Genomic DNA, 12,773 nt, shown 5'->3' on the forward strand with positions numbered 1-12,773 from the left:
GCAACCGCATGCGGCAAACTATCGTATCCACCCTCGGTGTCGCGCTCGGTGTCGGATTTTCGGTCGCCATGGCCAGTCTCATGGAGGGGTCCCAAAGAGATTTCATGACGACCCTGATCGAAGCCATTCCGCATGTCGAGATACTGGATGAAAAACGCAATCCGGCCGAACAGCCTGCGACAGCGATTTACGACGCGGTCGCCTTCCACGGGCTCAGGCCGCTGGAGGACTTGCGCGGGATCCGCAATCCGACGGAAGCGATCGCTTCGCTGCGCGAGTGGATCGACGGTGACTTTGCGCAACGGCTGAGCGGACAGTCCGTCCTGCGCTACAGCGGACAGGATATCGGCATGACGCTCGTCGGCGTGGTGCCGAAGCGCGAACTGAAGGTTTCAAAAATCAGAGAAGACATGCGCACCGGCAGTTTCGAAGCTCTCGACTCGACTGCGAACGGGTTGGTGATCGGCCGCAAGGCCGCTGAGCGTCTTGGTGCTGAACTCGGCGATACGGTGACGCTGACCTCGGCGAACGGGATCGCGAAACGCTTCAAGATCGTCGGCCTGTTCCATACGGGCATCACCACGAGCGACGAGGGTCTGGCCTATGCACCGCTCAAGGCGGTGCAGATCCTTCTGGAGAAACCGGACATCATCAACAGCATTTCGATCAGGCTGGGCGACATCAACGAAGCGACCGGGATCGCGGCGCGCGCCGAGCGTCAGCTGGGCTACAAGGCCGTATCCTGGGAAGAGGCCAATGAAGGTCTCATGGAAGCCTTCGTCGTGCGCAATGCGATCATGTACACGGTTGTCGGCGCCATTCTCGTGGTTGCCGGCTTCGGTATCTTCAATATCGTCTCCACGATTGTGCACGAAAAGGCCCGCGACATCGCCATCCTGAAATCCCTCGGGTTTCCCGAAACCGACATCCAGCAGATTTTCGTTCTTGAGGGACTGGTGATCGGTATTCTCGGGGCAATGGCCGGGTGCCTGCTCGGGTTCGGGCTGTCAAGTTATCTCGCAACGGTCAAGTTCGAGGTCACGACCGACATAGAGATGACCCGGCTGCCGATTCATTTCTCCTATGTGCATTACGTCCTAGCCTGCCTTCTCGCGCTGTTCTCTTCCGGGATCGCCGGGCTCATTCCGGCCAGGAAAGCCGCGAAACTCAATCCCGTCGACATTATCCGGGGGGCGACATGAGTGCGGTCCAACCTCAAATAGAGCCAGATGCGGAGCCGCTTCTTCAGACACGCAAGCTCACCCGCATCCTGCCGGCGGTGGTTCCGGTCACGCTCGTTCAGGATGTCGATTTCAGCGTCGGGACGTCGGAGTTTGTCGCCATCACCGGCCCCTCGGGCTCCGGGAAGTCGTCACTGCTCTACCTGCTTGGCCTGCTCGACAGGCCGACATCCGGCGAAGTGCTGATCGAAGGATGCGGAACCGCGGATCTGTCCCCGGGCGAAATGGCGTCGATGCGCCTTGAGAAGATCGGTTTCGTTTTCCAGTTCCACTTTCTCCTGCCGGAGTTCACGGCGCTGGAGAACATCATGATCCCCATGCAAAAACTCGGGCAGCTTTCCGCAAGCGACCAGCTTGAGCACGCGACCGGTCTGCTTGTGGATCTGGGCCTGGAAGACTTTCTGCACCGCCGGCCAGCGCAGCTTTCCGGCGGACAGCGTCAGCGCGTTGCCGTTGCGCGCGCGCTCGCAAATACCCCGGACCTGATCCTGGCGGATGAACCGACCGGCAGTCTCGATTCGGCTGCAACCGAACAGGTGTTCGAGAGCCTTCAGGCCATCGTGGAAACCCAGAAGACAACCGTGGTCGCCGTCACGCACGACATGGATCTCGCCGCACGCATGCAACGCCGAGTTCACCTGGTGGATGGCCGGATCGACTATGACCGGATCCAGTCCTGACGCGAACATCAACTTTTCCAGTTCGGCTTGCCAAGGCTTCGGTCTCATGTCATAACCGCGCCATCATCAAGAGAAGGGCTGGCGCCCTCGCCAACCTGCCATACCGGGCAAGGTGGTTTCCGCAACAGGGATGCGGTCGTCTGGAACCTCAAAGAGGCCAGCCGGCAACGAAGCGGTTTGATTGCATGCGCCAGTCCTCCTCGGGAAACCGATGGAGGATTTTTTGTACCAGGAGCCTATCGCGGGACGCGCGGCAGTTCTCATCGAAGACCATCAGGCGGCGCATACCTCGCACGCCGATCTGGCTGTGTGGCAAGAGGCAGCCGAGAACTGCGTGATGATGCGCATCAGGAGCCTGCGTGTTCTGGGCGGACTGCCGCGGCACAAAGCGCCGCTGTCGCGGGAACAGTGCGTGCAGCGCCTGAAAGACCTGCTCAGGCTCTGGGCGAACGGGTGCACCTGCGCTGTCGACGAGGACCTCTTCGCCGATATCCTGAACCGCCGGGGGTGACTTGCCGGCGTCGGTAACTTACTTCGGTACCGGTATCGGACGCCCGTCATCATCCACACAGACAAAAGTGAACTGTGCTTCGGTCACCTTCTCGCGGCTACCGAAGCGGTGCCGCAGGGCCCAGGCCTCCAGCTTGATTTCCATGGATGTTTTGCCGACCCGTATGATGTCCGTATAGACGCACAGGACATCGCCGACATGCACCGGCCTGATGAACTTCATGCCGTCGACGGCAATGGTGACGACCCGTGCCGATGCGCGCTGACCGGCGGCAATGCCGCCTGCTAGGTCCATCTGCGACAGGACCCAGCCACCGAAAATGTCGCCCGCCGCATTGGTGTCCGCCGGCATCGCCATGGTTCGCAGCGTCAGTTCACCACTGGGTTTTTCATTTTCGTCGCTCACGCCGCGCCCCTCCGTTCAGTTTCGGGAAAAGACTAACGGCAGCAGGGCAGATCACAAGGGTTTCCTGTCAGATCACCAGCATCAGGATCGCCATGATCCACAGGGGAAGCGGGGCCGCGACCCAGATCAGCAGGATCGGCAGGCCACGCGGCATGAGTTTGGACAAGGTCATATGTTTTTCCTTCTAACCGAAGACTGGCATTTCAAAGACCGTCAGCGCGCCGAGCGCGACGAGCCCCGTGACAAAGGCGAGTTTTGCGCTCCCGATCAAGGAGCGTCCGGCGACATCGAGCTTCGGGACCGGCATCTGCCTCGAATCCAGATACATGGACAAAAGCATGAGCGAGAAAATCGCGAACCAGGCGACCACGAAAACTTCTGCAACAAGGACGATCGCTACCAGCATGATCCACTCCATTCGGATTTTTGAGAGGTGAGTTCCGGCGGCGGCGAGGACCCGGCATGGCCGAACGTGGCGAGCCAGAGGCTTTGTGCGATCCGCTCCGCGACTGCGATTATCTCATCGGCAAGGTCGGGCACGAACAACTCGCGCACGACCGGGCGGAAGACGGACAGCCAGTCGCCATAATCGGAACTGACGACTTCCTTCAGTTTCAGATGTGCCGGAACCGGCTTGCCCTTGTATGCCCCTTTCTTCAAGAGAACGGATTGCCAGAAAGCCTCCATCTTCGGCAAATGCTCTTCCCACTTGCCGTCAAGCCGACCGTTGAAGATAGGACCAAGGCGCGGGTGTTCACGAAGACAGCCGTAAAACGTATGCACCATTACATGGATAGCCTGGCCGTCAACGGCCTCGTAGCGGCGCAGATGATCGTCCGTTCCGGCGTTCCGGCGCAGCCGTAACCTGTATTTGTCAGCATGGGAATTCTGCGCGTCCATAGCCTTCTCCATAACATTCATTTAAAATGCATCTTTTAAATGACACAGACAGCCACTAAAATCAACATCTCACATGAATGTTTTATGGGACCCTGCCATGCGCCTCAGTCAAGCCAGCGATTTTGCCTTGAGAATCCTGATGGCGACCGGACAGACGGAGAGCCCACAGACCGTCGACGGTCTGAGCACGAAGCTCGGACTGGCCAAGTCGCATGTCATGAAGATCGTCGCCCAGCTCGCGCGGGCCGGTTACCTGGAGACCACCCGTGGCCGCGGCGGCGGCATCCGTCTCGGCCAGTCGCCGGAGGACATCCGGCTCGGCGATGTGGTCCGGCTGATCGAACCCGACCTCGGGGTCGTGGCCTGCCTCAAGCCAGAAGCCGCCGTTTGTGCGTTCCTGCCGCGCTGTGCATTGAAGGGCGCCATGGCAAGCGCCGCGGAGGCCTTTCTCGACAGCCTCAACACGCAGACACTTGGAACGATCCTGGCGGGGACGCAACGGGTCGTTTCACCTGAATAATGTCGAGGCGATCTCTCCGGCCGGCCATGCGCCGCCGGCTGCGTGCCTTGATTACAGCGTCGAGGCCTGTTCCAGGAAGTCCATGTCTTCCAGGCAATAATAGCCGGAGATCCGGCTGATCGTCCCGGAGCGTTTCCAGTCATTGAGGACGCGGCTGACATTTTCACGCGCCGCACCCGCCATGTTGGCAATATCCGCCTGGCTGAGCTTGTAGTGAATGAGCGTTCTGCCGTCGTCGAGCTTCTTGCCGAAGGTTTCAGACAGCTGCAGCAGGGTCTGGGCGACCCGGCCGGGCAATGGCAGGAAGGACCGTGCCGCGAGAACGTCATTGGCATGCCGCAGGCGCTTGCCGACAATCGACAGCATATGCCGGTAAACAGCGGGGTTATCGTCGGAAAAGCGCTGGAATGCCGCCTTGTCGATGAAGGCAAGGTTTGCTTCCTTTAGGGCGCTGACCGTTGCAGAACGCGGACGACCGTCAAGCAGCGCCAGTTCGCCGACCAAATCGCCCGGCCCAAGAACCGCGAGTAACTGCTCGTCGCCTTCCACGGACAGGAGAGACACCTTCAACGACCCTTCCAGAACGGCGTAGCAACCGTTTCCGGGATCCCCGTTCTCGAACAGAATCGTACCGGCTGCCAACTTCATCGGCCTGGCGAGACGGGACAGCCCGACGGCAAGCTCCGGCTCCAGCCCTTCCAGGGAGAAGCTGTTCTTCAAAAAGTCTTTTATTTCTGCCACACCTGCCCCCTGCCAAGGATCTTCACGACACAAAAAATTTAAGGCCACGCGCAATCCTGTGATTTCCATCACGTGCGTTCAAGAAAAAAATACCTATATCAGAGTCATGGAAGAGGGGCCGCCCCTCCCCCCTTCCTGACCTCCACGAAAAACGGCTCTGTTCCCCGCAGGGCCGTTTTTTCGTTCAAACGGTAAAAAAACCGCAGGAAATCCGTAATTTCTCAACGCAAAAAGATGTTCTTGCGATCAAGGGTCTGAAAAAAACGATCACTTTTCAGGACTTCATACTGGCACTCACGCACGGCAATTTTTTTCCGCGGTTCCTCTCGCATCAGCCGGTCATCCGACTTTCCGGGAATGGCGGCGACGAAACTCCGGTCGCTCATGCCATCGAAATGATTGAGCAGAAGCTGCTGCAGTTCTTCGGTATCGGCGGTCGGCGGAAGCGGTTCGGAACTGGGCAGGACCTGCAGCCCGTGGCTCTTTGCCAGCCGCGACAAACGCAACGTCTTCAATCCCGATTGAAGCGGAGAAATCACAAGTGGCGCCTTCTCGAAATCGGAGCGTTGCACAGCCTTAAAAATGATACGTGCAAGAGACGTGCGTGCAAGGAGACCCTCGCGCACAGCCACGAAATCGGGCGGTCGTTGCATCAAGACACTGTACCGCGCCAGTTGGGCAACCGCTTCATCCATCAGCAGTTCGTCCGGCAAGAGCCGGAAAAAGGCGCGCCTATTCAGCTTCTCGCGTGTGAACATCCGACCGCCGTAAATCTCCTGCATTCGGGAGCTGACCGGCATGACCCGGTCGCCGCTGAAGGCAAGGGTTATCCCGAACAGCGTTCGCTGTCCAACCCCTTCAGCAACTTCCTGAAGAGGCCGGAATTCCCGTGGCCAGAGTTCGGTGGCTACCAGGGCCCCGAGCGCGCTCAGCCGCCCGTTTTCGGCAAGATCGCGCAGCGCGCGATCAACGCCAAAGGCGAGACCGTAATCCAGTGCACCGAGTGTAATTCGCTTCATCAAGTCAGACAGGCAGGTGAATCGGAGTTCTGCCTCTTTCCCTGAGGCATTCGTGGCGGCAATGCAAGCCTCAACTCCCGCAGAAACGCCTGATTTCCTCCGATCACCGGACCGAAAGAGGCTCGAAGACGAGACCTTTCAGTCCCTCGACCCTGTAGACGACGAGTTCTTCAAGCGGAACGCCTTTGACCTTGCGCTCGAGGACGGCAAGTTCTTCAACCGTGTCAAATGCCCGTTCCAGATCGCCTGCCTTGTTGCGTCGTTTTTCGGTGATGTAGAGGCCCGGCTTTTCAAACAGCGTTTCGTCCGGGTCCGGCATCATGATGTAGCGGATGCGTTCCGTTGTCTGGAAGACAGGCAACCGGTCCTTCATCAGAAAATCGGCCTGTCCGTTCAGGCCGTAGCTGGTGGTCAGCAGAAAGGCGGCCCGTTCCTGCTCGGCCAGCTCATTCAAAGACGCGCCAATCTCCTGCCATCCGCGCAGTTGGAAGGTCGGATCCTTGCGCGCAAGTTGCCCCGTGATCGGATAAACGGCATGAAACTGGACCAGAGCAGCGACCAGCACGCCGACGGCGATGCCCGCCATCGCCGCCTTGCGCCAGATTGTCCGATCTGACCCAAGGGACGCCACAAAGACCGCTGCCATGATGGCGAAAGCCGGAAAGAGCGGGGCCGGCCAGTTGGCCTGAACGCGCGAATGAAGAGAGTGATAAAGGAGATAACAAAGGAAGGGCAATGCGGTCAGCAGAACCAGGGACGCAGCGCTGTCGCGCGCCCGCAAGGCCTTGAAGAGGATCGCTGCGCCGCCAGCGGCAAGGAGCGCGATCAGCGGGTTCAAAAGTCCGACAAGAGCACCCAGAAACTCGAAGATGTATTTTGCCGTGTATCCGCTGCTGCCGGCGCGGCCGAACTGCTTGTAGAAGCTTGCCCACTCATGGGCATGGTTCCAGTAAAGCACCGGTGAAAAACACAGAAGCGCAAGTGCGCCGCCCGCCCAGAGCTGCCAGGACGTCCACCAGCGCCGGGCGTCCGGAACCCACAGGAGCCAAAGCACGATCCCCGCGCCCAGAAACAGCAGCGAATACTTGGAAAGAAGGCCAAGACCGGCCATCAAGCCGACCACAAGCCACCAGTTCGGGTTCTTCGACACGGTCAGTTCGGCCAGCGCCCAGAAGGTCAGCCCCCAGAAGACAACGGAAGGTGCATCCGGTGTCGCCAGTATCCCGCCGATCCCGATCATCAGGCTGGTGTTGAGAAAAAGCACGGCCCAGCCGGCTGTCCGTGCATCGAACAGGATCCTTGCGGTGCGCCACAGCGCGAGTGAGCCGATCACACCCGAGAGGACAACAATTGCACGCAGGCCGAAAACGGTGTCGCCGAAGAGAACCTGCCCGGCCGTGATCCACCAACCGATCATCGGCGGGTGGTCGTAATAGCTCAGAGCCGGATAAAGGCCCCAGATGCGATAATAGGCTTCGTCTTCCACGATATAGGCATTGGCCGCGGCAAAGAGCTTCAGCGCGGTCAGGAGACCGACAACAACTACTAGCCCTGTCGGCCGAAGCCAGAACGGCAGATCCGAGGTCTGTGCCACTTGTGTTTCAGCCCGCTCTTTAAGAACGACGCCAGGTCAATGCCGAGCTGGCGGCGTAGTTCCAGACCGCCCCCATGACCGCACCGGCCGTTCCTGCAACCCACCAATAGGCCGGGTCTGCATAGATCAGGTTCGCGACACCGACATTTGCCAGCACCCCGACAGAACACACTGCATAGAATGTCACCAGACCGATCAGCGCCCTGAAACCGCGCAGGCGGCGATCCCGATAGGTCAGTTGATTGTTGAGGAAGAAGTTGGATGTCATGGCGACGAAAGACGCGGCTGTCTGCGCAAGATTGAACTCCAGCCCACCCAGAAGGAAGAACCGCAAGGCGACGAGGTGAACGAACAACCCGCTCGCCCCGACGAGGCCGAACATTAGGAAGCGGACAGAGACGATATCGCCGAAATACTTGGCCAGCAGGAGGCCGAAATAATCGAGCGTCACCAGGGTGTCGAGCTTGCTTTCGCCATGCTGGCGTTCGCGGAAGGTGAACGGAAGTTCCCTGATTTTCAGCGACCCGTTTGCGCTGGAGACGAGATCAAGCAGGATCTTGAAACCCTGCGGCGACAATCGAGGTGCCAGAGCTTCCGCTTTTTCCCGGCGCACCATGAAAAACCCGCTCATCGGGTCGGTCAAAGTAACATTCAGCAATTTTTGCGCGAGGCCGTTGGCGATATTCGACCCCCAGGCGCGTATCTTGGAAAGTCCCTCGCCGACCGTTCCGCCCTCGACCTTCCGGCTCGCCACGACGAGATCCGTCTCATCCTTCCTGATTGCCTCAAGCATCGTCGGCAGCAATGTCTCGTCATGTTGCAGATCGGCGTCCATGACGGCAACGAAAGGCGCGGACGAGGACAGGATGCCTTCGATGCAGGCGCCCGAAAGGCCCCTGCGTCCGATGCGGCGGATGACCCTGACCCGCGGATCAGCGGCGGCCAGGCCGCGCGCCACCTCCGTCGTTCCATCAGGAGAGTTGTCATCGACAACAATGGCTTCCCACGCAATCCCGGACAAGGCCTTGTCTAGCAGTTCAATCAGGGGCGGAATGTTCTCCGCTTCATTGAAGCTGGGCATAACAACGCTCAACTCGGCAACTCGCCGGGATTCGTCCCAGCTCATTTCATCCGTACCGTGTGCAATGCTGGCTGCGCCGTCCATGTTTCAACCTTGTCGCCCGTTCACAGTCCATCGTAGGGACTTTGAGGGCTCACATCTTTCAGAATTTGCGCGGACCATAGCCCGGCAGGTGTTAAATACAAGCAAAGACGTGCCTCAGCCTGCCCGCGGTCCGTCTTTCCGCGCCTGTTTGCCGAACGACGTTTCGTCTGACAGCCTCTTTGACGGGCAAGTGTGATGCAAAGATGGCTGATGCGGACACATCGGGCTTTTCGATCCGCCCGTTCGGCGCAACCGGTCCCCGCCACGTTTGTGCTCCGCCTTGCCCTCACCTGCCGTTTCGTCTAGGACAACCGCAACTTATTTGAGGCTGGCGTCCGCTTTGCGGTCTTTGCCGGCCGGGAACTCGCCGGGATCTGACGACTTCATGGCCAAAAAACCGAACAAACTGAAGGCCCGCCTGCCGCGAGGCTTCGTCGACCGCTCTGCCGATGACATCCGCGCGACGGATGAAATGATCGGCAAGATCCGCGCGGTCTACGAGCAATATGGCTTCGACCCGGTCGAAACGCCAGCCTTCGAATACACAGATTGCCTCGGCAAGTTCCTGCCGGACACCGACCGGCCGAATGCCGGGGTGTTCTCGGTCCAGGACGACGACGAGCAATGGATGAGCCTGCGCTACGATCTGACCGCGCCGCTTGCCCGTCATGTTTCTGAAAACATCAACGACATCCAGCTGCCCTACCGCACCTATCGAGCCGGATGGGTTTTCCGGAATGAGAAGCCCGGACCGGGCCGGTTCCGCCAATTCATGCAGTTTGATGCGGATACCGTCGGTGGCCCCGGCGTTCAGGCGGACGCGGAAATGTGCATGATGATGGCCGACACGATGGAAGCGCTCGGCATTCCACGTGGCCAGTATGTCATCCGGGTCAACAACCGCAAGGTTCTCGACGGCGTTCTGGAAAGTATAGGGCTCGGCGGCGAGGAAAATGTCGAGCGCCGCCTGACCGTTCTGCGCGCGATCGACAAGCTCGACAAGTTCGGCATTGAAGGCGTCCGTCTCCTGCTCGGCGAAGGCCGCAAGGATGACAGTGGCGACTTCACAAAGGGTGCGGGTTTGGGAGCCTCCGCCATCGACACGATCGCGGATTTTGTTTCCGGCACGGGGTCGCTGGAAAACGAGGGCATCACGGAACTGAACACGATGGCCGCCATGTTCAAGGCCTGCGGCTATGGCGACGATCGGATCAAGATCGATCCTTCCGTCGTGCGCGGCCTCGAATATTACACCGGCCCTGTCTACGAAGCCGAGCTGCTCTTCGACGTCACCAACGAAAAGGGCGAAGTCGTCCAGTTCGGTTCCGTCGGCGGCGGCGGGCGATATGACGGTCTGGTCAAGCGATTTACCGGACGCGATGTTCCGGCAACGGGCTTCTCGATCGGCGTCTCGCGCCTGATGACTGCGCTGAAGAACCTTGGCAAGCTTGGAACGTCAGACGTCGTCGCGCCGGTGCTGGTCACCGTTATGGACGGCGATGTCGAGGCACTCGGGCGCTACCAGAAAATGGTTCAGGATCTCAGAAGCGCGGGCATACGGGCGGAAATGTACCAGGCCAACTGGAAGAAGTTCGGTAACCAGCTGAAATATGCCGACCGTCGCAATTGCCCGGTCGCCATCATTCAAGGGTCGGATGAGCGCGAGGCCGGCGAACTTCAGGTGAAGGATCTGATCGAAGGCAAGCGCCTGTCTGCTGAAATCTCCGACAACATCACCTGGCGCGAAAGCCGTCCGGCGCAGATCACGATCAAGGAAGCGAACCTGATCGAAACCGTGCGCGGCATTCTGGCCGGTCAGGCCGACGACCGCAGGCGCCAAAGCGAGGGCTGAAACATGACGGCGGCTCAGACATCCGGGCTGGACCCGGCCAGGATCGAAGCGGTTCTGACCCTTTTCAAGGACTCAGGACATGTGTTCGTCAACCCGCCCATCCTGCAGCCGGCGGATGTTTTTCTCGACCTGACGGGCGAGGACATCCGGCGCCGTCTTTACCTGACCCAGGGCAGTGCCGGCACGGATCTCTGCCTTCGGCCGGATTTCACCATTCCGGTTTGCCGTCATCATGTCTCTTCCGGCGGAGAAAACCTTCCGGCCGCCTATTGTTACAACGGTCCGGTTTTCCGCCAGCGCCCGGACGGGCTCGGCGAGATCCCGCAACTGGGTGCAGAAAGCCTCGGACGCACGGACATTGCAAACGCAGACGCGGATCTGCTCGCGCTTTCCGTGCGTGCACTGGGGGCCTTCGGTGTCGGGCAAGCTCACATCCGTATCGGCGATGAAACCCTGTTTGCAGCTGTTCTGACCGAACTTGGCCTGCCGAGCGTCTGGCAACGGCGGTTGCGCGATCTCTTCGGAGAGACCGACAAGCTGATGGCAGCCATCGACCGCATGGCCGGAGCCAGCAGGGCTGAAGATGACCGCCGCGATGTCCGTCTCGGCTTCCTGTCCGCACTCGAGGGTGCCGATCCGGAGGCGGCCCATGCGGTCGTTGAGGACCTTTTGTCCATCGCCGGCATTTCGGCCGTCGGCGGACGGACACCAAGCGAAATTGCCGACCGGTTCCTCGAACAGGCGGCGCTGACCAGTGCCGGGCGAGGTCATGAAAAGGCAGCGGCATCGCTTCGTGCCTATCTTGCGCTGAAGGCGGACGGTGCCGAGGCAGTTCCGTCCCTGCGTGCCTTCAGTTCGGCGCATGATCTTGACCTTGCGGTTCCGATCGCAGCGTTCGAACAACGTCTTGCCGCACTGGAAGCCAAGGGGATCGCGCCCGCGGACCTTTCATTCGCGGCGGAATTCGGCCGCCGTCTCGACTACTACTCGGGCTTCGTCTTCGAGATCCATCCTGCCTCCGGTGAAACTGCCGGACCGCTAGTCGGCGGCGGACGGTATGACAGGTTGCTGACGCTTCTGGGTGCCGGTGCCAACGTACCGGCGATCGGCTTTTCCATGTGGCTCGACCGCATCGCAGCGACTATCGGGACTGACTCATGAGTAAGCTGATCATCGCCATACCGTCCAAGGGCCGCCTGCAGGAAAACACCCATGCGTTTTTCGCGCGGGCCGGCCTGCAGGTTCTCCAGCCGGGCGGTGCCAGGAATTATCGCGGGGCGATCAAGGGATTGCCCAGCGTCGAAATCGCGTTCCTGTCCGCATCGGAGATCGCGCGGGAACTTGCAGACGGCTCGGTCCATTTCGGCGTAACCGGCCTCGATCTGGTTGAGGAAAACATCGCGGATCCGGGGGCAACGGTCCATGTCGTCACGCCGCTCGGCTTCGGCCCGGCAGATGTGGTCGTCGCCGTTCCGAAAGCCTGGATCGATGTGGAAACCATGTCCGACCTCGGCGATGTCGCCTCCGATTTCCGCGGCCGCCACGGCCGGCGCCTGCGCGTTGCGACCAAATATGTCAATCTCACGCGGGGCTTCTTCGCCCGCCACGGGATCGCTGACTACCGGATTGTTGAAAGCGCCGGGGCAACGGAAGGCGCACCCGCTGCCGGTGCCGCCGAACTTATCGTCGATATCACGACGACGGGCTCGACCCTTCACGCCAATAATCTCAAGATCCTGACCGATGGCGTGATGCTGAGAAGCCAGGCCAATCTGGTCGCGTCGCTGAACGCAGACTGGTCCGCGACCGCCCTTAACGGCGCGCGGGCGATCCTTGACAGGGTGTCGGCGGAAGAGGCTGCGCGGAACGTCAAACTGGTGAAGGCAGTGGTCGACGACCGGACGCAGGCGTTGCGCTCGGTCAGCAAGGTCGGCGCAATCCAGCGATTTTCGGAAAGCGACAGCCTCAACCGGGTCAATGTGCTCTGTCCCGCGGACGCGGTCGCGCACTGCGCCAAGCTTCTGATTGACGAAGGCGCCGAAACGGTCACGGTCGAAACACTGGACTATGTTTTCTCAAGAGAGAACCCGCTATTTGCTCCGCTCAGCCAAAAGGTCGGCGCCGAAGACTGATCAGCCCGTGCAG

At 60.1% G+C, this 12,773-nt stretch carries 14 protein-coding genes and 1 riboswitch; of the genes, 7 read left to right on the forward strand and 7 right to left on the reverse strand.

Features of this window, described 5'->3' with window-relative positions:
• The first annotated feature begins 8 nt into the window (after positions 1–8).
• The 3 genes from RDA78_RS00110 (at position 9) to RDA78_RS00120 (ending at position 2,432) form a co-directional block, all read left to right on the forward strand.
• Positions 9–1,202: an ABC transporter permease gene (locus RDA78_RS00110; RefSeq protein ID WP_434056238.1), complete on the forward strand. Its 1,194-nt coding sequence runs from the start codon at positions 9–11 to the stop codon at positions 1,200–1,202.
• Positions 1,199–1,921, forward strand: coding sequence for an ABC transporter ATP-binding protein (locus tag RDA78_RS00115; protein ID WP_434053350.1), 723 nt, complete (start codon positions 1,199–1,201; stop codon positions 1,919–1,921). The genes RDA78_RS00110 and RDA78_RS00115 overlap by 4 nt, the downstream gene beginning before the upstream one ends.
• A gap of 58 nt (positions 1,922–1,979) precedes the next feature.
• Positions 1,980–2,103: riboswitch (SAM-I-IV-variant riboswitch) on the forward strand.
• Between the two features lie 29 nt (positions 2,104–2,132).
• Positions 2,133–2,432, forward strand: a complete 300-nt coding sequence (locus RDA78_RS00120; protein ID WP_434053351.1) for a hypothetical protein — start codon at positions 2,133–2,135, stop codon at positions 2,430–2,432.
• Positions 2,433–2,450: 18 nt separating this feature from the next.
• On the opposite strand, the gene RDA78_RS00125 is transcribed toward RDA78_RS00120, so the two are convergent.
• The 3 genes from RDA78_RS00125 to RDA78_RS00135 form a co-directional block, all read right to left on the reverse strand.
• Complete coding sequence (locus tag RDA78_RS00125) at positions 2,451–2,789, reverse strand: acyl-CoA thioesterase (protein WP_434056077.1); 339 nt, start codon at positions 2,787–2,789, stop codon at positions 2,451–2,453.
• 232 nt (positions 2,790–3,021) lie between these two features.
• Positions 3,022–3,243: a hypothetical protein gene (locus RDA78_RS00130; RefSeq protein WP_434053352.1), complete on the reverse strand. Its 222-nt coding sequence runs from the start codon at positions 3,241–3,243 to the stop codon at positions 3,022–3,024.
• Positions 3,234–3,737 (reverse strand): group III truncated hemoglobin, encoded by a 504-nt coding sequence (locus tag RDA78_RS00135; RefSeq protein WP_434053353.1) that lies wholly within the window; start codon positions 3,735–3,737, stop codon positions 3,234–3,236. The genes RDA78_RS00130 and RDA78_RS00135 overlap by 10 nt, the downstream gene beginning before the upstream one ends.
• Before the next feature lie 97 nt (positions 3,738–3,834).
• On the opposite strand from RDA78_RS00135, the gene RDA78_RS00140 reads away from it, so the two are divergent.
• A complete protein-coding gene (locus RDA78_RS00140) occupies positions 3,835–4,257 on the forward strand; it encodes an RrF2 family transcriptional regulator (RefSeq protein WP_434053354.1) in 423 nt (140 codons plus the stop codon).
• 51 nt (positions 4,258–4,308) lie between these two features.
• On the opposite strand, the gene RDA78_RS00145 is transcribed toward RDA78_RS00140, so the two are convergent.
• The 4 genes from RDA78_RS00145 to RDA78_RS00160 all read right to left on the reverse strand — a co-directional run bounded on the left by RDA78_RS00145 (position 4,309) and on the right by RDA78_RS00160 (position 8,737).
• Positions 4,309–4,998 carry a Crp/Fnr family transcriptional regulator gene (locus tag RDA78_RS00145; protein WP_434053355.1) on the reverse strand — a complete coding sequence of 230 codons (690 nt, stop codon included), beginning with the start codon at positions 4,996–4,998 and terminating at the stop codon, positions 4,309–4,311.
• 221 nt (positions 4,999–5,219) lie between these two features.
• Entirely contained in the window at positions 5,220–6,017 is a 798-nt protein-coding gene (locus RDA78_RS00150) for a ChbG/HpnK family deacetylase (RefSeq protein WP_434053356.1), read from the reverse strand.
• Between the two features lie 103 nt (positions 6,018–6,120).
• Positions 6,121–7,611: an ArnT family glycosyltransferase gene (locus RDA78_RS00155; protein ID WP_434053357.1), complete on the reverse strand. Its 1,491-nt coding sequence runs from the start codon at positions 7,609–7,611 to the stop codon at positions 6,121–6,123.
• Between the two features lie 19 nt (positions 7,612–7,630).
• The gene (locus tag RDA78_RS00160; RefSeq protein ID WP_434056078.1) at positions 7,631–8,737 is read right to left on the reverse strand and encodes a glycosyltransferase; all 1,107 of its coding nucleotides are present in this window, start codon (positions 8,735–8,737) and stop codon (positions 7,631–7,633) included.
• 424 nt (positions 8,738–9,161) lie between these two features.
• Here RDA78_RS00160 and hisS point away from each other — a divergent pair, with 424 nt between their 5' ends.
• From hisS to hisG, 3 genes are read left to right on the forward strand one after another with little or no spacing between them, the layout of a single operon-like run.
• Positions 9,162–10,628: a histidine--tRNA ligase gene (hisS, locus tag RDA78_RS00165; protein WP_434053358.1), complete on the forward strand. Its 1,467-nt coding sequence runs from the start codon at positions 9,162–9,164 to the stop codon at positions 10,626–10,628.
• Positions 10,629–10,631: 3 nt separating this feature from the next.
• Entirely contained in the window at positions 10,632–11,789 is a 1,158-nt protein-coding gene (locus tag RDA78_RS00170; RefSeq protein WP_434053359.1) for an ATP phosphoribosyltransferase regulatory subunit, read from the forward strand.
• A complete protein-coding gene (gene hisG / locus RDA78_RS00175; protein ID WP_434053360.1) occupies positions 11,786–12,760 on the forward strand; it encodes an ATP phosphoribosyltransferase in 975 nt (324 codons plus the stop codon). Before RDA78_RS00170 ends, hisG begins: the two co-directional genes overlap by 4 nt.
• Positions 12,761–12,773 lie beyond the last annotated feature (13 nt).

The organism is Roseibium sp., assembly GCF_051016195.1.
GTDB lineage: Bacteria > Pseudomonadota > Alphaproteobacteria > Rhizobiales > Stappiaceae > Roseibium.